Source organism: Kordia jejudonensis (assembly GCF_001005315.1).
GTDB lineage: Bacteria > Bacteroidota > Bacteroidia > Flavobacteriales > Flavobacteriaceae > Kordia > Kordia jejudonensis.
The window spans coordinates 1-19,746 of sequence record NZ_LBMG01000048.1 but is presented as its reverse complement, the minus strand read 5'-3'; the positions used below and the strand labels follow the sequence as shown (position 1 = coordinate 19,746).

22 protein-coding genes are annotated in these 19,746 nt (G+C 34.3%); 1 reads left to right on the top strand and 21 read right to left on the bottom strand.

Annotated features, from left to right (window positions below):
- Positions 1–7 precede the first annotated feature (7 nt).
- The 7 genes from AA089_RS18775 to AA089_RS18745 form a co-directional block, all read right to left on the bottom strand.
- Entirely contained in the window at positions 8–934 is a 927-nt protein-coding gene (locus AA089_RS18775) for a tetratricopeptide repeat protein (protein ID WP_156169130.1), read from the bottom strand.
- 22 nt (positions 935–956) lie between these two features.
- The gene (locus AA089_RS18770) at positions 957–1,976 is read right to left on the bottom strand and encodes a sugar phosphate nucleotidyltransferase (RefSeq protein ID WP_046758537.1); all 1,020 of its coding nucleotides are present in this window, start codon (positions 1,974–1,976) and stop codon (positions 957–959) included.
- A gap of 276 nt (positions 1,977–2,252) precedes the next feature.
- Positions 2,253–2,687 (bottom strand): dUTP diphosphatase, encoded by a 435-nt coding sequence (dut, locus tag AA089_RS18765; RefSeq protein WP_046758536.1) that lies wholly within the window; start codon positions 2,685–2,687, stop codon positions 2,253–2,255.
- A 292-nt stretch (positions 2,688–2,979) separates the two neighbouring features.
- Positions 2,980–4,437 (bottom strand): oligosaccharide flippase family protein, encoded by a 1,458-nt coding sequence (locus tag AA089_RS18760; RefSeq protein WP_046758535.1) that lies wholly within the window; start codon positions 4,435–4,437, stop codon positions 2,980–2,982.
- A 350-nt stretch (positions 4,438–4,787) separates the two neighbouring features.
- Positions 4,788–5,339, bottom strand: a complete 552-nt coding sequence (locus tag AA089_RS18755) for a hypothetical protein (RefSeq protein ID WP_046758534.1) — start codon at positions 5,337–5,339, stop codon at positions 4,788–4,790.
- A complete protein-coding gene (locus tag AA089_RS18750) occupies positions 5,339–5,815 on the bottom strand; it encodes an RNA polymerase sigma factor (protein ID WP_046758533.1) in 477 nt (158 codons plus the stop codon). The genes AA089_RS18755 and AA089_RS18750 overlap by 1 nt, the downstream gene beginning before the upstream one ends.
- A gap of 221 nt (positions 5,816–6,036) precedes the next feature.
- Positions 6,037–6,879 (bottom strand): alpha/beta fold hydrolase, encoded by an 843-nt coding sequence (locus AA089_RS18745; RefSeq protein WP_046758532.1) that lies wholly within the window; start codon positions 6,877–6,879, stop codon positions 6,037–6,039.
- Between the two features lie 311 nt (positions 6,880–7,190).
- Here AA089_RS18745 and AA089_RS18740 point away from each other — a divergent pair, with 311 nt between their 5' ends.
- Positions 7,191–7,514 (top strand): hypothetical protein, encoded by a 324-nt coding sequence (locus AA089_RS18740; protein ID WP_046758531.1) that lies wholly within the window; start codon positions 7,191–7,193, stop codon positions 7,512–7,514.
- 148 nt (positions 7,515–7,662) lie between these two features.
- On the opposite strand, the gene AA089_RS18735 is transcribed toward AA089_RS18740, so the two are convergent.
- From AA089_RS18735 to AA089_RS18675, 14 genes are all read right to left on the bottom strand, one after another.
- A complete protein-coding gene (locus AA089_RS18735) occupies positions 7,663–9,363 on the bottom strand; it encodes a helix-turn-helix domain-containing protein (RefSeq protein ID WP_082113335.1) in 1,701 nt (566 codons plus the stop codon).
- 328 nt (positions 9,364–9,691) lie between these two features.
- Complete coding sequence (gene atpG / locus AA089_RS18730; protein ID WP_046758529.1) at positions 9,692–10,552, bottom strand: ATP synthase F1 subunit gamma; 861 nt, start codon at positions 10,550–10,552, stop codon at positions 9,692–9,694.
- A gap of 116 nt (positions 10,553–10,668) precedes the next feature.
- The gene (gene atpA / locus AA089_RS18725; RefSeq protein WP_046758528.1) at positions 10,669–12,246 is read right to left on the bottom strand and encodes a F0F1 ATP synthase subunit alpha; all 1,578 of its coding nucleotides are present in this window, start codon (positions 12,244–12,246) and stop codon (positions 10,669–10,671) included.
- 12 nt (positions 12,247–12,258) lie between these two features.
- Positions 12,259–12,795, bottom strand: coding sequence for an ATP synthase F1 subunit delta (gene atpH, locus AA089_RS18720; RefSeq protein WP_046758527.1), 537 nt, complete (start codon positions 12,793–12,795; stop codon positions 12,259–12,261).
- Positions 12,796–12,808: 13 nt separating this feature from the next.
- Entirely contained in the window at positions 12,809–13,309 is a 501-nt protein-coding gene (locus AA089_RS18715; protein ID WP_046758526.1) for a F0F1 ATP synthase subunit B, read from the bottom strand.
- Positions 13,310–13,407: 98 nt separating this feature from the next.
- The gene (gene atpE / locus AA089_RS18710; protein ID WP_046758525.1) at positions 13,408–13,611 is read right to left on the bottom strand and encodes an ATP synthase F0 subunit C; all 204 of its coding nucleotides are present in this window, start codon (positions 13,609–13,611) and stop codon (positions 13,408–13,410) included.
- A 36-nt stretch (positions 13,612–13,647) separates the two neighbouring features.
- Positions 13,648–14,775: a F0F1 ATP synthase subunit A gene (gene atpB / locus AA089_RS18705; RefSeq protein ID WP_046758524.1), complete on the bottom strand. Its 1,128-nt coding sequence runs from the start codon at positions 14,773–14,775 to the stop codon at positions 13,648–13,650.
- An 82-nt stretch (positions 14,776–14,857) separates the two neighbouring features.
- Positions 14,858–15,256 (bottom strand): DUF6168 family protein, encoded by a 399-nt coding sequence (locus AA089_RS18700; RefSeq protein ID WP_046758523.1) that lies wholly within the window; start codon positions 15,254–15,256, stop codon positions 14,858–14,860.
- Positions 15,249–15,470: an AtpZ/AtpI family protein gene (locus AA089_RS18695; RefSeq protein WP_046758522.1), complete on the bottom strand. Its 222-nt coding sequence runs from the start codon at positions 15,468–15,470 to the stop codon at positions 15,249–15,251. The genes AA089_RS18700 and AA089_RS18695 overlap by 8 nt, the downstream gene beginning before the upstream one ends.
- Positions 15,471–15,503: 33 nt before the next feature.
- Positions 15,504–15,668 (bottom strand): hypothetical protein, encoded by a 165-nt coding sequence (locus AA089_RS24985; RefSeq protein WP_156169128.1) that lies wholly within the window; start codon positions 15,666–15,668, stop codon positions 15,504–15,506.
- Positions 15,669–15,702: 34 nt separating this feature from the next.
- On the bottom strand, positions 15,703–16,113 hold the full coding sequence (locus AA089_RS18690; RefSeq protein WP_046758521.1) for a bactofilin family protein: 411 nt from the start codon (positions 16,111–16,113) through the stop codon (positions 15,703–15,705).
- 42 nt (positions 16,114–16,155) lie between these two features.
- Positions 16,156–18,684 (bottom strand): type IX secretion system periplasmic lipoprotein PorW/SprE, encoded by a 2,529-nt coding sequence (gene porW / locus AA089_RS18685; RefSeq protein ID WP_046758520.1) that lies wholly within the window; start codon positions 18,682–18,684, stop codon positions 16,156–16,158.
- Between the two features lie 371 nt (positions 18,685–19,055).
- Positions 19,056–19,259, bottom strand: coding sequence for a hypothetical protein (locus AA089_RS18680; protein ID WP_046758519.1), 204 nt, complete (start codon positions 19,257–19,259; stop codon positions 19,056–19,058).
- A gap of 52 nt (positions 19,260–19,311) precedes the next feature.
- Positions 19,312–19,557, bottom strand: coding sequence for a hypothetical protein (locus AA089_RS18675; RefSeq protein ID WP_046758518.1), 246 nt, complete (start codon positions 19,555–19,557; stop codon positions 19,312–19,314).
- Positions 19,558–19,746: the final 189 nt, after the last annotated feature.

The window sequence follows — 19,746 nt, the reverse complement described above, 5'->3', positions numbered from 1 at the left end:
GAACACGTTATTGTATCTTTTTTAGGTAGTATTTTTCTTTTTTGGCGTTGCCCATTTTTTTGTAAGCAACTATAAATGTTTGATAGAATTCTTTTTCCAGTGGCGCATCGTCAATGATATAGTCGAGTCCAATTTCGAGCATTTCTATCGCTTTCTTATATTCATTTAACGCATTTAATGCCTTTGCATTGTATAGATAGAGTTTTGGTTGCGATGGAAAGTCACTTAAACCATTTTTTGCCAAGCGAATTGCTGCTTGGTATGATTTCGTTTGTAAAGCATCTTTGATTTGATCTAAAATTTTTCCATCACCTCTTACGCGTGGTTTTGGCGTTTGTTTTATGACATCGGCAACATCTTCAGAAGGTTGCTTTTTTTCCATTCGCTTTTCCAACATTTCCTTCATTCGTGCTGCTGTTGGCGTGAGTCCAGCTTCTTTTTGAAGCTTTTCTAATTGCTTTAATGCTTTTTTGTATTCTTGTCGGTTGATGTGAAGTTTGGCAACATCTTCTCTAAATTTTGGATTGAGATAGATGATTTTTTTTCCTGTAGCAAACGCATCATCACGTTCGTTGAGTTTTACTTGCGTATTGAACAATCCTAAAAGATACCATTGATTTTGAGGTTTTTTGTTTACGGCGCTCTGAAATGATTCTTTTGCTTGATCGTAGTCTTTTTGCGAATAGTAGTTTTTCCCTAATTCGAACGCTACGCTTGCATTGTCGTCAATTTTTTTACATTTCAGCAATTCGTCTATAGCTCGGTCATAGTTTTCAATACCACGTTGTTTGAGTGCTTCAAAGAAGTGTTCTTGAAATTCGTCAATATTTTCTTCTAACGAGATTTCTGCACTTTCTTCTTCTTGCGCATGTACACACTCAGGAATTGTGAATAGTATTCCTGAGAGTATAAGTATGTACATGTATTTTTTCATTGAAACGTGTGATTTGTCTTTGTTATGCTTCTAGTGTTGAATAGTCGCCAATGCTGATTTTTGTGAAACTTCCATCAAACTTTGCGTGATTTCCAATCATTGCTTCCTCTAAATTAGCATTTTTTACCGTAGTATTGGTTTGTATTAAGCTATTTTTAAGAGTTGTGTTTTCAATATGAGTATTATTTCCGATAGAAACATTTGGTCCTATTGTTGAATTTTCGATGATTACATTCTCGCCAATGTAACATGGTGGAATGATTTCAGAGTTTATAATTTTAGCAGAATCCGCCACTAATTTTTCATTATCGGCGTGTAAAAACCCTAACATTTTTCCGTTGGTTTCTAGCGTAACATTTTTGTTTCCACAGTCCATCCATTCATCAACTTGTCCTGTAACGAAACGACGTCCTTTTGCCATCATTCCTTTGATTCCGTCATTGATTTGATATTCGCCACCATGAATGATATTGTTGTCTAATACGTATTGTAATTCTTCTTTTAGTACAGCAACATCTTTGAAGTAATAGATACCAATTACGGCTAAATCTGATACAAATTCGGCTGGTTTTTCAACTAATTCAACAATTTCGTTGTTGTCATTTAGTTTTACCACTCCATACGCTTCAGGTTTGTCTACTTGTTTTACCCAAATAGCTGCGTCTGCATCTTTATCAAGGTTGAAATCTGCACGAATTAATGTATCTGCATATGCAATTACTGCTGGACCTGATAGTGATTCTTTTGCACACATAATAGCGTGACCCGTTCCTAGTGGTTGATCTTGACGATAGATACTTGCTTTGGCACCTAAGCTTTCTGCTAATTCCGTTAAGCTTGTCACAACATCGTCTCCAAAGAAAGCTGGATCACCTAATACAAAAGCGATTTCTTCAATGGGTTCGCCAAGTACTTTTGCGATGTCAGAAACCAATCGGTGTACAATAGGTTTTCCTGCCACTGGAATTAATGGTTTAGGAACTGTAAGTGAGTGCGGACGAAGTCTTGAACCTCTTCCTGCCATGGGTACTATTATTTTCATGTCTTTTTATTTCGTTGTTTGTTAATTGGGTTTTGGGTTTTGGGTATTGGGTATTGGGTATTGGGTTTTAAAAAGTATGTTTTTTATTTAAAATTCAACATTTAGCATTTTAACTTCGTTATTCGTTATTCGTTATTTGTTGTTTGTTGTTTGAAAATACTTTCATATTTAAAATTTAACATTTCTTGTTGATTCTTTATTCTTTATTCTTTATTCTTTATTCTTTATTCTTTATTCAAAAATACTTCTCAATACTCACATCTCAATACTAATTTCTTATTTAACTCCTGTACTTCCAAATCCGCCAGCGCCTCTGTCGGTTTCTGAAAGTTCTGTTACTTCTTGCCATTCGGCACGTTCGTGCTTTGCAATGACAAGTTGCGCAATACGCTCGCCATTTTCTATGGTAAATGCTTCTTTGGATAGGTTGACAAGAATCACGCCGATTTCGCCTCTGTAATCAGCATCAATTGTTCCAGGTGCATTGAGTACTGTGATTCCTTTTTTGGCTGCTAAACCACTTCTAGGGCGCACTTGCGCTTCAAATCCGATAGGCAATTCAATGAATAATCCCGTTTTTACGATGGTTCTGTCCATTGGTGCTAATGTAACCGATTCCGATAGGTTTGCACGTACGTCCATTCCGGCGGAAGCCAACGTTTCATAATGCGGTAACGCGTGTTGCGATTTGTTAATGATTTTTATGTTCATATTATTTTAATTCAAAGATTAAAAATTGAATGATTCAAGAGTTTAAGGTTTAGATTTCGTTGTTTGTTGTTTGTTCAAAAATACTTCTCAATACTCAATACTCACATCTCAATACTAGTTTCTTTTGGGTCTTGGGTCTTGGGTCTTGGGTCTTAAAAAGTATCTTTCTTCATTTATAATTCAACATTTAGCATTTATGATTTGATATGTTTTTTCATCACGAATTCACAAATGATGTTCTTTATTCTTTATTCAAAAATACTTCTCAATACTCAATTCTCAGGTCTCAACACTATTTCCTTAGTAATCGTTTTAATTCTTTTCGTTCTGAGAGGTAAATTATGCCCAAAAATACTAAAACTAAAGCAGTTGTGATGCCATAATTTCCACGAAACGTATCGTAAAATGCTATTGCTGAAAATAGTGTGGCTATGAGAACGTAAACAAATATTTTTTTGAGATTGTACGGAACAGGATAATGTTTCTGTCCTAAGATGTATGAAATGATCATCATACTTCCGTAAGCGATGAGCGTTGCCCAAGCAGACGCCATGAATCCTATGTGTTTTATCATGACTACATTGAACACGATAGTAATGATGGCTCCAAATATGGAAATGTACATTCCGTAACTGGTTTTGTCCGTGAGTTTGTACCAAATGGATAGATTGTTATAAATTCCTAAACATAGGTTTGCTAAAAGAATGATTGGTACAATTGCTAAAGCATCTAGATATTCTTTTTGACTGATGAGAATGTTTGCAAATAAATCGATGTATGAAACGACAATTAACATGAACGTTGCGCCCAATATGGTAAACCATTTGAGAATGGTAGCATAGTTGTTTTTAGCATTTTTTTCTTTGGCATGATTGAAGAAAAACGGTTCAGCTCCCAAACGAAATGCTGTAATGTAGAGTGTCATGAAAACGCCTAGTTTGTAACATGCGGCGTATTTTCCCATGTTGGCATCTCCGATCATATCGCCTAAGAAAAGTTTGTCAATGTTTTCGTTGGTTACATATGCCAAACTTCCGATCATGATGGGCAATCCGTAGATGAGTAGTTTTCGCAAGACGGCTTTGTCAATAGCCCATTTTATTTTTAGAATGTTTGGAAAGAGTAATATGATGGTAAATACACTTGCAAATGCATTCGCTAAGAATATGTATATGACTTGCGCTTCTCCTTTTACATAGAAATTGAGCGAATCTGGCAAGATATTTTCCGATACGATTCCGTTGGGAATAACCCATAGAAAGATGATGTTTAGTACAGTGAGAAATAGAATGTTTGCAATTTTGATTCCTGCAAAGCGAATTGGACGATTCGTCACACGTAAATACGCAAAAGGTATCACGACAATGGTATCTAAAAACACTGTCCACACCAAAATTTTAACGTACATTACTTCTTTGAATCCAAAGGTTTCTGCAATGTTTGGCGCAAAATTTAAACCGAGGATTAGAAATATAACCGTTGTAAAGACTAAGGTTGTAAACGATGTGGAAATGACTTTTCCTTTTTCTTGTTCTTTGCTAAAAAATCGAAAGAATGCCGTTTCCATTCCGTAGGTTAAGAGCGCATTTAAGTATGCAGCATACACGTAATATTCTGTATTTACGGCATATTTTTCTGTTCCAAAAACTGCGGTGTGCAATTTTACCAAACCAATATTGATTGCGCGTGGCAATATTGCCGCAATTCCATAGATAATGGTGTCTTTAAAGAACTTTTTTAGTACGCTCAAGGAATGATTTGTTTACTCGACAATCGAGATTTAAAATACTTCAAGATTTGTCTCGTTATTTTTATGAGAATTTTTCACATATATCCCGCGAACTTGTCCCGAGATTGTTTGCTTTTCAAAAGTATTGATTTCTACGGGCTTTCCCAAATGGATTTCGTTATTGTGGTTTTGTTGTATGTTGTTATTCGTTATTCGTTGTTCGAAAATACTTCTCAATACTCAATACTCAATACTCAATACTCATATCTCAATACTAGTTTCACTTGAGTCTTGGGTCTTAGCTCTTTGTTCTTTTTTAAATTGTTGACTTATTTTCAAATTGATACATTATCAAACTTTCAAATTAACATTTATGCTTCCTGTAAACCTTTTAAAATGTCTAATTCTTTTAAAACTTGCTTTCGTATGAAGATGAATAATACGATAAACGATACGATATACGATGTGATAATGTAATAGAAAAATCCTCTCGAAAGGTATTGATAGAAGTAATACGACATGATGACAAAACCAATGTTGTATATGATTAGTAATACTGGAATGGTTTTAAATGCCAGTGTTTTTCGCTTTTGATAGTACGCAATGAGTTGTTCTTTGAATTCTATAAAAGAGAGCAATACGTTTATTTTTCTGAGTTTTTGTTGACTTCTGATTTCGATGAAAACTCGCGCTACAATGACACCAATCATGAGTAGCATTCCTATGAATAGTCCGCTAAGTTTGTACGCTGAAATGTAGAAGAAGAATGCAATGAGTATGATGCCTGTACTTCCTAAAATCAACTGTGTGATGCGTTGCTTTTTTCTAAGATTGGTTAGTTGTTGTTTTGCAGGTTCAAAATCGGGAAGTTTTGTGGCTTCCGATTGCTGTTGCCAAGTATGTTGTATGTCTTTAAATTCCATTAGGATACACATTTAGTGAGTTTTTCTTTGATTCTATGGACCAACACACGAATGTTTTGGTGTGAATGTCCTGTAATTTCCGCTATTTCTTTTTGCGGTAAACCTTCTAATACAAGCAGAATGATGATGCGCTCCGTTTCTTTGAGCTTTTGTATGCATGCATACATTTGTTGCAAACGGTTTTGATGATCGTGTTCTTCTAGGATTAAACTATCGTCTCTGAGTTCCGTAAAGCTGATTTTTTTCTTCGTTTTGTTTTTTCGAATGAATAATAAACAGACGTTTACCGTAATTCTGTAAATCCAAGTGCCAATGCTCGATTTTTGCTGGAAAGCATCCAAATGTTCCCAAACTTTTATGAATACATCTTGCGCCAAATCTTTTGCCAAGGCTTCATCACCATTAACATAGCCCAAGCACAATCGGTGTACTTTTTGGTAGTGTTCTTCGTATATTTTTGTGAACTGTTGTGACAAGTTATTTTGTTTTTTATGAGTTTGATAAAAATTAGAGTTATATAACGACTTTTTTAGTAACGTTCATTTTTGTCTTGACACAAAAACGAACCAAAAAAGTCAAGACGATCTGTAGGAAATTGCTACGCAACGTTCGTTCATGCGCTTCATGCTTAAAGCTGCGCTTTGCAATTCCACTTTTCGCTTACTATTTCTTAAGATCGCCATTTTTACCTTTTCAACTATTTTAGAAGCTTTTGAGTTTCTTTTAGAAACCAATCTTGTTTGTCAAACATAATAAAGTGCGCTGAATCTTCTACATAGATGATATCTTTTTTAGTGAGTTTTTGATATTGTTTGATGTATAGTGCTTCAACTTGTTTTTTTGTATAGAAACCTACAGCCGCCATGATCGTTACAGGAATTTTTATGTTTTGAATACTTTCTCTTAAGTCCAATTTCATTAAATCCACATAACCATATACGTACGTTTTTCTATCCGCTTGAAGCATCCAATTGCTAATTAAGGATTGTTTTTCTTTGTTGTTGGTCATTCCTGCTGCCATTTGTGTTGCCATTTGTTTGAAAGGTTCCGCTTCCATGGCAAGTTGCTGTTTTGCAAATGGATTGTCGTAAGTGACTTTATCGCTTGAGAAATCAGGAATCATCAAGGCGCCAATACTTGGCAATCCGTCTACAATGATTAGTTTTTTATAGAGATCAGACTTTGAGGAAGCCAACCATAATGCCAACGAACCGCCCATACTGTGTCCGATAATGGTTGGTTTTTCTAATTTTTTTCGAACTACATAAGCTTCCAAATCGTTTTTTATGGTTTCCAGCCAAGGCATTTCAATTGCGGATACGTTTCCAAATCCTGCAAAGGTAAATATGTGACATTCATAGTTTTTTGAGAGTTCTTTTACCGTGTCGTCCCAAACGTCGCCCGTGCAACTAAATCCTGGAAATAGTAATACTGGATTTCCTTTTCCAACTATTTCTACTTGAAATGATTTTTCTTGTGCTTGTGCTGAAAATGTTCCTAAAATCAACACGATTAGTAGTATTTTTTTAAAAGTATTCATCTGTTTGTTTTTTTTGATTTTCCCTTTAGATACCGTTTGTATAAAAATGTTACAAAAAAAATTTAAATCGCTAAGCTATTAGATGTTAGACCGCTTTGTTATTAGATTTTTAGCTTGTTTCTCTGTAATATTCTAATTGACACTAAATTTACCTTGAAACATCTCAATACTAACATCTCAATACTCAATACTCTGTTTTGGAAATACTTTTTAATTTAAAATTTAGCATTCAACATTTATAATTTCAAATTTCGCTATTAGTCTTTTTTACATATTTTAGCATTTTTATTAATTCCCTTAAAACCATATTCATGATTGGAGTTGGAAAACGATTGATTGCAGATGAAACTGTAAAACGAACTGCTTGCGATAGGTGTGATACTGAAGAATCATTAACTGTAAAGGTGTATTCGAAGTTTTTTATGCTTAAGATTTTACCTTTTGCGTTGAACCGAGAGATTTATGTAGATTGTTCTTCTTGTAAACGAGTAGAATCGAATATTGCAGTATTTCCAAGACGTACACAAGATAGAATTGAAGCCATTACGGACGATGCCAAACATCCTTGGTATTTGTATTTGGGATATGTTATTATTACTGGCGCACTTTTAATAGGAATTATAGCGAAGCAGTAATTGCTTAGATAGATTTTATTGTTATTCCTACGCAGGCAGGAATCCATGTTATTCTATAGTGGATTCCGCAACAAATGCGGAATGACAATGCGATACAAAAAATATTTTTAGTGTCTTTTAGATTCCTGCATTCGCAGGAATGACAGAATCAACTATGTTGACGTTTCTGCAACTGTTTGATGAAATACGAAGGATAGATTTGTGTGACTTTGTAAAAGCTTTTAGAAAAGGATTCTGTGCCTTTAAAACCAACTTCCTTTGCAATGGCCTTGATGGTATAGTTTCTAAATTTAGAATCTTCTTTTAGTTTTGAAATAGTATACTGTACACGTAATTCGTTGATGTAACTTGAAAAGTTCTTTTGATAATGCCAATTGATCACTTTCGACAAATATTTTGGATTCGTTTCCAAGTTTTTAGCGAGTTCTGTGAGCGTAATTTGCTTTCTATAACCTTCTGATGCTTCAAACTTAGATAAACCTTTTAGAATACTTTTTACAATGGTTTCAGAGATGCCTATGTCTTTTGATTGTGTATTTTCTTTTTCTTGTGTCACATCGAGCGCAGTCGAGATGCTTTTTTCCGTACCTGAGCTTTTCGACATTACATTTTCAAAACGTTGCTTGTAGTATTTTTGACGGCGATATACATAAAACAAGACACCAATGATTGCCGCTAAAATAGCACTGATGATTCCAAAACTGTATTTCCAAGAATTTTCGTTGGCTTGTGCTTCTTTTAGTAATCGATTGCGTTCGGTGATGGCTTGTGGTGTGTCGTATTTTTTTTGAATAGTTTCGTTGACATATTTGTATACTGAATCTATTTTTGCATCGGTTTCTATAAGTCTTTCTAAAAAGAATAATTGTTGTTCTGTATCTCCCTTTTCTTTATAATACTCTACAATATGTTCGTATGTATTTCGCAATTCAGGAAATAAATCTTGTGTTTTTACATACAAGAAATCTACTTTTAAAAAATGATCGTGAGCTTTTTCAGGTTGGTTGAGTTTATCATAGCTTTTTCCTAAGTAATAGTTGCTCATTGCTTTTCCATGATCACTTCTGTAGGGTAAAGCTTTCTGCAAGCTATCAATAGCTGTTTGGTAATCTTCTATAAAATATTTTGCAATTCCTGATAAAGAAATAAAATCGTTATAATCTGAAGTATAATCAGTATTGATTGTCTCTTCTATTCCTTTTTGAGCTATTTTTAATGCCTTAGTAAACTTCTTATTACGAATCAATGAAACTGATAAATTATGTAAAATTGTAAAATACGTAATATTATAATTGGAAATTTCATTCTTATTATTAATTACAAATTCTAAACTTTCCTTTGTAAAATCAAGTGTTTCTTGATTTGCAAGCCAATTAGTTTTTAAAGCTATTATAGAATTTCTTACATCTAATTCAAGAGAAACATTTTTGTTTTTTTCAAGAACCTTTAAAGCTTTTAAAAAATTAATCAAAGCTCTTTTATTTTCACCTAAACTAAATAAGTACGCTCCTTTAAAATAATATGAAAGTACTGGGTAAGTAGAATGTCTACAGTTCTCACAAATTGTTATTGAGCTATCTATATAATTTATTTTAGTTGTTAAATCTTCATACTTAACTGCCATATTATAATATCCTCTTGCAACTTTAATAGTATCATTATCACGTTTCGCTCGTTCCAAATATTCTTTAACATAAATAGTATCTTGGGAATTATTCTTTTTATAAAATAATCTCAACTCCTCATAACTATACTTCGCTAAAGAATCATTTTGGGTTTGTGCGTTTAGAGAAGTATTCAAACTAAAACAGAGAAAAAGAAAGAGGAAATAGCGGAATTTTTGGTTCATGGTAAGTGTTTAGCAATTTCAGTAAAGATATAGCATGGTAATTTTAGTAAGGTGTAACTTCGACTTTTAACGTGATTTTTTCGATGAAAATTGTACCGAGAAGTAATTTTATGTATGTTTTGATATTCATAAGTAGATCTCGATACTACGAATCATAGATTCGCGACTCGATCCTACAATTGGAGTTTAATGGATTCCTGCCTTCGCAGGAATGACAAAAGAACAAATGAAAAACAAAAAAACCTCACGTTTCCGTGAGGTTTTGAGCTGAAATGTTCAGTATTTCTTATGGATTCCTGCCTTCGCAGGAATAACAAAATAATTCTATTTAGTTATTCAACGCTTCCGCTCCACCAACGATTTCTAAGATTTCGTTTGTAATGGCAGCTTGTCGTGCTTTGTTGTACGTTAACGTTAACGAGTCTCTTAGTTCAGCAGCATTGTCTGTTGCTTTGTGCATCGCAGTCATACGCGCACCGTGCTCACTTGCAAACGAGTCTCTTATTCCTTTGTACAATTGTGTTTTTAATGACTTTGGAATCAATTCTTCAACGATTTCTACTTTTGATGGCTCAAAAACGTAATCTAATTGCACGTTTGAATCTGATTCAATGGGAACAATTGGTAAAAATTGTTCTGTCATTACGATTTGTGTCGCAGCATTTTTGAATTTATTGTATACAATCTCGATTTTATCGTACGATCCGTCTACAAATAAATCCATTAGCTTTTCAGCAATTTCTGCTACATTATCAAAGGTTAACGCATCAAATACATCGCTACGATTTTCGATAATCGTGTTTGTTTTTGATAGAATGTCATTTCCTTTTTTACCAATCGATAATACATCAACTTGTTTACCTGCGTATACATTGTTGATTAGGTGTGTGGATTGCTTGATAATGTTAGAGTTGAATGCTCCACACAATCCTCTGTTAGAAGTAATAGCTACAATGAGTACTTTGTTTACTTCACGCTGCGTTGCATATTTGCTTCCGCTATCAGCATCAAGTGTTGCACTTAAACTTTGTAGTAATTCTGTCAATTTATTAGCATACGGACGCATCGCAGTGATGGCATCTTGTGCTTTTTTCAACTTTGCCGCCGATACCATTTTCATAGCACTCGTGATCTGCATTGTTGATTTTACAGAACTAATTCTATTACGTATTTCTTTTAAGTTTGCCATTTGTTGTTAGTATTGAGTATTGAGTAATTAGTCATGAGACCAATACGCTATACTATATTTTATGTTGAAAGTACAAAGTATCTATATTCTAAATACTTTGTACTCAATACTAATTACTAGTTATATTTCGCAGACATTTCTTTACAAACCTGTGTTAACGTGTCTGTAACTTCGTCTGTTAGTTTTCCTGCTTTTAACGTGTCTAAAACACCTCTGTGCTTCGCGTTTAAGAATTCAATGAAATCTCTTTCGAATTCTTTTACTTTGTTTACAGGAACGTCTTTTAATAAGTTTTTAGATCCAGCATAGATAATAGCTACTTGGTCTTCTACAGCAAACGGATCATTCTGAGCTTGCTTTAAGATTTCCACGTTACGCTTACCTTTGTTAATTACATTTAAGGTAACGGCATCTAAGTCAGAACCGAATTTAGCAAATGCTTCTAATTCACGGAACTGTGCTTGATCTAGTTTTAAAGTACCTGATACTTTTTTCATTGATTTAATCTGTGCATTACCACCAACACGAGATACCGAAATACCTACGTTAATTGCTGGACGTACCCCAGAGTTGAATAAATCACCATCTAAGAAGATCTGTCCATCTGTAATCGAAATTACGTTTGTTGGAATATATGCAGATACATCTCCTGCTTGCGTTTCAATGATTGGTAGTGCTGTTAACGATCCACCACCTTTTACAAGTGGTTTTAATGAGTCTGGAAGATCATTCATTTCCTTTGCAATAGCATCGTTGTTGATTACTTTTGCCGAACGCTCTAATAAACGAGAGTGAAGGTAGAATACATCTCCAGGATATGCTTCACGACCTGGTGGACGACGCAATAATAAAGACACTTCACGGTATGCAACAGCTTGCTTCGATAAATCATCATATACAATTAATGCTGGACGACCTGTATCTCTAAAGTATTCTCCAATAGATGCTCCAGTAAATGGTGCATATACTTGCATTGCAGCAGGATCTGATGCGTTTGCAGCTACTATGGTTGTGTATGCTAAAGCTCCTTTTTCTTCAAGTGTTTTAGCGATAAGTGCTACTGTTGATGCTTTTTGTCCAACGGCAACATATATACAATATACAGGTTCCCCTGCATCGTAAAATTCTTTTTGGTTTAGAATTGCGTCAATACAAACCGCTGTTTTTCCCGTTTGTCTATCTCCAATTACCAACTCACGTTGTCCTCTACCTACTGGAATCATTGCATCAATTGCTTTAATTCCTGTTTGTAATGGTTCTGTAACTGGTTCACGATAGATAACTCCAGGTGCTTTACGCTCTAAAGGCATTTCGTATGTTGTTCCTTCAATAGGACCTTTTCCATCAATTGGATTTCCTAATGTATCTACAACACGTCCAACAATACCTTCTCCTACTTGGATAGATGCGATACGTTGTGTACGTTTTACAATTCCGCCTTCTTTGATACTTTTTGAAGATCCTAATAAAACTACACCAACATTATCTTCTTCAAGGTTTAATACAATTCCTTCAAGTCCGCCGTCAAATTCAACTAATTCTCCGTATTGAGCGTTCGCTAATCCGTAAACACGAGCGATTCCATCACCTACTTGTAGTACAGTTCCAACTTCGTCAAGTGAAGCTGTTGCTTCAAATCCTGAAAGTTGCTTTTTTAATATTGCTGATACCTCAGCAGCTTTAACTTCTGCCATTCTATTTAGTATTTAATTTTGAGAGAAAGATCGTTTTAGGTTGTTTAGTTGGTTTGCGATGCTTGCATTGTATTGCATATCACCTAAACGCAAGATAAACCCACCTATGATACTTTCGTCGATTTTGTTTTCTATGATTACTTCGTTATTCGTAAGACTTTTAATCTTAGCTAATACTTTACTTTCTAACGTATCTGTTAAAGGAACTGCCGTTGTTACTACTGCAACTTGTTTTCCTTGTGCTTCATCAAATAAGATTGCATATTGAGTTGCTACATCGCCTAATAAATCAATACGTTTGTTTGCTACTAAAACGTCAATTAATCCTTCAGATATTGCATGTGTTCCAGTAAAGATTTCTTGCAATGCTGATTTTTTTACTTCAGCTTTAACAATAGGACTGTTTAGCATTAATCGTAAGTCTTTGCTATTTGCAACAGTTTTTACGATGCCATCCATATCTTTAGCAACAGCTTCTCCTGCTTTTTGATCTTGCGCTAATGCTAAGATAGCTTTTGCGTAGCGTATTGCTGCTCTAGATCCTGCCATAGTATTGTTATTATTAGTTTAATGTAACGTCTCCGAGCATTTTATCAATTAATGATAATTGCTTGTCTTTATCTGCTAATTCGCCACGAACTACTTTTTCTGCAATTTCTACAGAAATGTTTGCTACTTGACTTTTTAGTTCTGCTAATGCCGCTTGCTTTTCGCTACGGATGCTTTCCTGTGCTTGTGCAACCATTTTGTTAGCTTGCTCTTGTGCTTCACCTTTAGCGTCTGCAATCATTTTTTCTTTGATTTCACGCGCTTCTTTTAACATTGCTTCTCTTTCGGCACGTGCTTCTTTTAATAACTTTTCGTTATCAGCTTGCAAGTTTTGCATTTCTTTCTTAGCATTTTCAGCCGCGTCTAAAGCACCTTGAATTCCTTCTTCTCTTTCAGAAAGAGAATCCATGATTGGTTTCCAAGCAAACTTTACCATTAAAAATATTAATAGTAATAATAGTATTGTTTGAACTAAAAATAATCCTGGTGAAAAATCATTTAATAACTTATCCATTATACTTATATAATTATGTTCTGTATTTTTTGTTTAATTCTTAAGTATTTCCTGCAACCAACCGTTGCAGGAGAATACCTAATTTCTTTGTTCAGTTCTTATTTTCCTAAGAATAAAGCACCGAATGCTAAACCTTCTAAAAGTGCAGCAATGATAATCATTGCAGTTTGAATTTTGTTAGTCGCTTCTGGCTGACGAGCAATTCCTTCCATTGCTTTTCCACCAATTTGACCAAGACCAATTCCTGCTCCGATTACGATTAATCCTGCTCCAATTAAATTGTAAGTTACTACTGGTTCCATGATAATTGATTTAAATAATTAAACAAACTCTTTATATTAATGATGCGCTTCTTCTACTGCCATACCAATGAATAATGCTGATAGCATTGTAAAGATATATGCTTGTAAGAAGGCAACTAATACTTCTATTAATGTGATAAAAAATGATAGTACTAAAGACAATCCTGTTGCTCCCACAACTCCTAATGATTGTTTTAGTGTAAACATAATTGCAATTAAGCTCATCACTACAATGTGCCCTGCTGATATGTTTGCAAATAAACGAACTAGTAATGAGAACGGCTTAATAACCAATGCTCCTGCTAATTCGATGATTGCTAATACTGGACGTATTAATACTGGCACACCTGGCATCCATAAGATGTGTCCCCAATAGTGCTTGTTTCCACTTGCTGTGTAAATCACTAAGGTAAAGATCGCCAAACATGCTGTTACAGCTAACTGACCTGTTACGTTGAATCCAAGTGGTGTTAATCCTAATAAGTTTAGTATCCAGATGAAGAAAAATACTGTTAGTAAGTATCCTGTAAATCTTCTGTAATGTTTTTCTCCGATGTTTGGACGCGCAATTTCGTCACGTACATATAATACTAACGGCTCTAAAACTCTTCCGAAACCAGTTGGCACTTGTCTCTTTTTGTATTGACGCGCTAGGGATGAGAACCACCATAATAATAGCAATCCTACTAATAGAACTCCCATAACACTTTTTGTGATAGATAAGTCTAATACTTTGTGCGCATTTGTTGCGTGATGATCTGCATCAAATTTAACTTCTGCGGCACCAGCATCTAGTTCGTAAATTTTTCCGTGAATTTTAGTCAACTTCACATCGCCTTTTTCAACAATTTCGTGTCCGCTATCATCATGATGAAATTCAGAAGACATAAATGTTTTCAATCCACCACTTGTCCAAACGATCACTGGTAAAGGAAAACCAAAGTGTTTTCTTTCGCCGTCGCTTGTATAAGAAAATAAATTAAAATCGTGTGAATCTTGAATGTGATGTAAGATGTAGGCTTCTACTTCTTCTTTGGTATTTATCATACCACCATCATCTTGTGTGTCGTGTTTTTTATCTGTATCACTAGCAAAACCATGAAAAGAACATAGTGCTATTGCCAGTACTGTAAGAAACTTGATAGATTTTTGTACTATCCTCATAATTGATTTATTCAAAAATTACCCTTCGTAAATTCTGCGCAAAATTAAACAATTAATTAGAAAAACAGCCTTTTTTTCAACTTTATTTCAGAGAATGCTTTTTGTTCAAGATTTTGATGATAAAACAGACCTCAACGATTAGAAAAATTAGCATCGGAATTAGCAGTGAAACTCGTTGTGTTTTTGACAGCTTGTCAACCGTAAATAATGGATCGTAAAAAATAGCACAAAAGGCAATTATTTTTAAGACAAAAGAAGCTAAGTATATGAATCCCAATTGCGGACCTATTTTTTTATTGTGGGACACTAATGTAAAGATAATACACAGTTGTAATGAAAAGAACGCATGAAACGCATACATGTTTCGAATGGAAAACCCAAGTGAAATTTCTTGACTTTCCAAGTAGTAGTTGTGTATGAAATCTCCTAAGAAAAATACCATTCCAAATACCAGCATGTAGACGAAGATTTGTTTAATCATCGTTGGTAATTTTTAATACTTGTTTAATGATGAGATACATGGATGCAAAAATTCCGACTAATGTAAGTGTGGTTTCCCAAAATGTTTGGTTATAGTTTGCGTCAAGCCAGCTTCCTAAGTAATTACAGGCATAAATAGTTAATCCCATTTGCAATCCAGCGCCACTGAGTCGCAATGCTTTATTTGCAGTTGAAGTTGGTTTTTTGTTTTTCACAAGAGTATTTTTTGTTAATAGAGCGTATGCATACTATTTTAAACCATGGTCATCTGTATTTTTTATAGTGTATGAAGTTATAAATCCTAATGCCACTACAAATCCTATGATGGTCAATGTAATTTCCCAATACTCTTTATCATATTCAACATCAAGCCATTGACCTGCCCAATTGAATATGACTAGTGTAGTTCCCATAATAATGGAAAAAACGATAAGTCTTAAGCCACTACTAAGCTGTCTTCTCGGTTTTTTTTGCTTCACCTGCGTTTAGTTCTTTAATTCCTGTTTTCATGCTACACGTCGCATTAAAAGTTGCTCCGGGATCTATAGAGAGTTTGCTTACGGTAACATCTCCTTCTATGTATGCGGTACTTTTTAACGTTAGTAAGTTTGATACTATGAGTTCTCCTTGAAATTTTCCTTCAATGTCTGCATTGGCACAGGTGACTTTTCCTATGATAACTCCGCTTCCTCCAATGACAATTTTTCCTGAAGTTTGCACACTACCTTCTAGTTTTCCATCAATTCTGAAATCGGCTTCTGAGACGACATCTCCTTTGATATGAGTAGATTTTCCTATTCGGTTCGATTGCCCACGCGTTTCTTCAGATGAGCGTTTTTTTTTAGATTCTGAAAACATAGTTTTAAAATTTGAGGGATCTGTGTTACTTGATAATTATAATTAGTTTACTTCATTTAGGTTTTTGTGTATTTGTACAATTTGATAATTCTCAGATGATAACACGATGTAATCATTTTCTATAAGATATCTTGGACTTGTACGCAGCGTATTTTCAAAACTTACAGCAGCTAACTTGGTTTTAAATCCGTGTATTACTACAAATAATTCGTTTCTTGTATAGATGTCTTGTGATACTGATAAAGAGCGATATCCGAATTCTTCCAACGCTTCTTCTATTTTTTTGTCGATTGCTTCAATTGCCGCTACTTCTTGCGAATTGAATTTGTAAAGAATTTTGAAATTTTTCGATTTGTCATCATTTACCAATTTATTGTTTTGCAATTTTGGTAATGAGTTTTTGATGATTTCTTGTGCACGTTTTCCTTCTTCATCATTAGGATAGTTAAGTGCTACAAAGTTTAACGCCTTTTTGTACGCAGGATATCCATCTAATCGAGCAATGGTAATGGCTTTGAGCATTTCAAATTTTGGCACAATTTCTTCGCCCGTAAATTGCCTGATGTATTTTTCGGTATCTGCCAAAGCGCCTTGAAAATCTTCCGTAACAAATTTTTTGTATGTTTTTGCATAGAGACTTTCAGGACTGTTTTCATCCGAAGCAATTACATCTTGCGGATTTCTTAGAATTTGCGCATAACGACTTTGACCATGATTGTTTAAGATGTCGTTTTTGTAGTCATCCGCTTTGCTTGATTCTAATAAGGTATATATTTTGTACAGGTTGTATTTTGAAGGAAGAATTAATTTTTCTTCAGGATTGTTTTTCAATAATTGTTCTAAACGATTTGCCGCGAGTTGGTATTCTTTAAATTTCTCTTTGTAGATGAGTCCTAATTGATAGTAAGCAAAGTTTCGTTCTTTAGAGATGCTGTCAATTGCTTTTGTATCCGAAGGAATTTTATCTGTGTAAAATGCGACTGCATAGATATCTTTTTCGCCTTCTCCGCTTCCTGCATTTTGACTTTCGCCGCGTGTGTTCGTTTTAACAACCGATTGCTTGTTTAGCAATCTCCAGTTGTCTTCCAATGGACGATCTCCCCATTTTTTTCTGAATTCATTTTTACCATATGCCGCCGTTGTTTGATTGTAAAAGTAAAATCCGTCATCTCCTTTTCCTGTTCTTACGTTGTCTCTACTATTGGCAAATTGGTTATTACTCGCTACTGCATTTTTTTGCGCTTCTGCTTCTAGTTGCGCTGCTTCTTCAGCTTTTAGCTTGTCAATGTATTTTTGAAAATATGTGGTGCGTTCTTCTTCCGAAAATTCAACCAGCGTCAAAATACTATCATTTACATAGGCAATGTCTTCATATTTGATGACATCTTCTAAGTTGGCACGCTTTTTTTCAATACGTCTAAATTTCTTGGTATTCTTTTTTAGATTTAATAATGTGCTGTCAAAATATTTTCCAGCATCTTTATAGTTGGCATCATCAAAACGTAAGGCTGCAATATTTTCATAATCTAAGGCTTTTAAATATCGGTCTTGCATTGCCTTTTTGATCGATTTGTTGAAATATTCTTCTGCGAGTTGTAGCGAATCGTTTTCTAAGTGATATTCTGCTAATTGACGATAAATTCTGTCTAAAAACGGTCTGTTTTCACGATCTTCCGCTAAGTCCGTTAACATTTCTAAGAATTCTTCTTTGTTTTCAGGAGTTACTTCAAAGTTTTTCGCTTTTTCAATGTGTGCATTAATCATGTACACTCTTGGCGATTTTCTGTTGAGATCAATTACTTTATCAAAAGCAATATTTGCACTGTCTTTGTAACCTAATTCATTGAATAATTGTCCAATAATATAGTTGTAACGTCCTTGTTCTTCGCGTTTTTTGGTTGAAGCAGCTGCTAGTTTCATTACTTGTACAGCGCTATCTTTTTGTTTTAGGTTGATGTATGCCTGACCCAATACAGCATTTGCATCTGCATATTCTTGATCTTCTAGTTTTTCAAAACGTAAAATTCGTTTCAAATTGGCAATTGCGTATTCTTCATTTTCTAAACGCAAGTGTGTTTTTTCGCGCCAAATGCGTGCTTCATTGATTTTATCACTATCTGGATATTCGCCTAAAATATAATTGAACGCTTCTAAAGCAGGAATAAAACGTTGGTCAAAGTAGCGTGCTTCTCCTAAAAGTAAATACGCTTCGTCCATTTGCGGATTGCGTTGACGTCCACCAATTTCCATTGAATGTTTTTGAATGGCTTTTACGGCTTTTTCTTCTGCTTTTTTGAAGTTTGGATTTTTTCCACCTTCGCCTGGAAGTGTTAAGTCGTCTAGGATTTCCATGCGTTCTATAGGAAGAATTTCCCAGTAATCGTCTATGTATGCATTCATCAACGCTTCACGGCCTTCTTCAAAGGCTACTTTTCCATTAAATAATACATTGTATTTCGTGGTTAGCGCATGGAAATTTCTGTTGATAATTGTATCCTTTTTGGTAGAACAGCTAAAGAGTAAAATCCCTAATACTGATAACGTTACCGATATATATAGTGTTTTCTTCAAGGTGAATCAATTTTGTATTTCTTAAACTAAATTCTTAATCATTTAGTATACAGAAGGGTAAAAATACATTTCTTTTTGAAAAAATTAATAAAATAGCCTGATAAACTAAGGATTTTTGTGGTTTTAGGAAGAATTTGCTTGATTTATGGGTTTTAGAAAAAATGTTTTTTGTGGAAATTAATGTGTGTATTATTATTATCAGGAATCTTGTTTGCACATCCACAACGTTTTCTAGTTATCATTATGTGTTATTTATTTGAATCATTTGTAGTGTAAAACCGATTTTATTATTTAAAAAATTACATACACTTGTATAAAAATAAAGCATCACCTATTGCTAAGTGATGCTTTGTTAAATTACATATTAAGTATTATGCTGCGCAATGTACAACTGAATTTGTACATGTTCTCTGATCTGTTTCTCTACAGTTTATGTTATATGAATGTGGACAGCATGCAGAATTACCATGTGAACCACAGGCACCTCCGGAAATTCCTCCGTTGATTTCTGCTTGATCAAAGTTAGATATTGTACTTTTTTGTAATGTTAACGATTTTAATTGTTGCTTTTTCATAATGTTTACTTTTAATTATTGATAAAAATTTGTGAAAAAATAATGTGGTTTTTTAACCTGGAGAATCTGTTGGCTCTGCCGGATCTGGTGCGCATGCCATACATACTGATGGACCTGCTTCAGATGCAAGGCATTCAATAAAAGTATCTGGACAGTCATACACTACAGATACAATACAACGTTCGTCTCTAGTTCGTATTGGAACATGTGTATGGTTTGGTCTTCCTCCAATAAGTGAATTTAAATTTGATACTAGCTTTTTGTTTAGTGCTAGACTTTTGATTTTTTGTTTTTTCATAATTTTGAGTTTTAATATTGTTTTAATTTCCAATTGGGCAGCCTACGGAATTTCCCATAGAAGTTCTAGTTAATGGAATATAACAACCACAGCTATCACAGCTATGACAGCTAGTATCACTGCACTCTCGGCTATCATTTTCAGGATCTGTAAATCCTCCTTTTATAGAAGAGATTACTACTTTTTTAA

Bases quoted from the DNA above. Each gene is read 5' to 3' on its own strand.
- AA089_RS18775 (WP_156169130.1), bottom strand. From the start codon at position 934: ATGAAAAAATACATGTACATACTTATACTCTCAGGAATACTATTCACA.
- AA089_RS18770 (WP_046758537.1), bottom strand. From the start codon at position 1,976: ATGAAAATAATAGTACCCATGGCAGGAAGAGGTTCAAGACTTCGTCCG.
- dut (WP_046758536.1), bottom strand. From the start codon at position 2,687: ATGAACATAAAAATCATTAACAAATCGCAACACGCGTTACCGCATTAT.
- AA089_RS18755 (WP_046758534.1), bottom strand. From the start codon at position 5,339: ATGGAATTTAAAGACATACAACATACTTGGCAACAGCAATCGGAAGCC.
- AA089_RS18745 (WP_046758532.1), bottom strand. From the start codon at position 6,879: ATGAATACTTTTAAAAAAATACTACTAATCGTGTTGATTTTAGGAACA.
- AA089_RS18740 (WP_046758531.1), top strand. From the start codon at position 7,191: ATGATTGGAGTTGGAAAACGATTGATTGCAGATGAAACTGTAAAACGA.
- AA089_RS18735 (WP_082113335.1), bottom strand. From the start codon at position 9,363: ATGAACCAAAAATTCCGCTATTTCCTCTTTCTTTTTCTCTGTTTTAGT.
- atpG (WP_046758529.1), bottom strand. From the start codon at position 10,552: ATGGCAAACTTAAAAGAAATACGTAATAGAATTAGTTCTGTAAAATCA.
- atpA (WP_046758528.1), bottom strand. From the start codon at position 12,246: ATGGCAGAAGTTAAAGCTGCTGAGGTATCAGCAATATTAAAAAAGCAA.
- atpH (WP_046758527.1), bottom strand. From the start codon at position 12,795: ATGGCAGGATCTAGAGCAGCAATACGCTACGCAAAAGCTATCTTAGCA.
- AA089_RS18715 (WP_046758526.1), bottom strand. From the start codon at position 13,309: ATGGATAAGTTATTAAATGATTTTTCACCAGGATTATTTTTAGTTCAA.
- atpE (WP_046758525.1), bottom strand. From the start codon at position 13,611: ATGGAACCAGTAGTAACTTACAATTTAATTGGAGCAGGATTAATCGTA.
- atpB (WP_046758524.1), bottom strand. From the start codon at position 14,775: ATGAGGATAGTACAAAAATCTATCAAGTTTCTTACAGTACTGGCAATA.
- AA089_RS18700 (WP_046758523.1), bottom strand. From the start codon at position 15,256: ATGATTAAACAAATCTTCGTCTACATGCTGGTATTTGGAATGGTATTT.
- AA089_RS24985 (WP_156169128.1), bottom strand. From the start codon at position 15,668: ATGGGAACTACACTAGTCATATTCAATTGGGCAGGTCAATGGCTTGAT.
- AA089_RS18690 (WP_046758521.1), bottom strand. From the start codon at position 16,113: ATGTTTTCAGAATCTAAAAAAAAACGCTCATCTGAAGAAACGCGTGGG.
- AA089_RS18680 (WP_046758519.1), bottom strand. From the start codon at position 19,259: ATGAAAAAGCAACAATTAAAATCGTTAACATTACAAAAAAGTACAATA.
- AA089_RS18675 (WP_046758518.1), bottom strand. From the start codon at position 19,557: ATGAAAAAACAAAAAATCAAAAGTCTAGCACTAAACAAAAAGCTAGTA.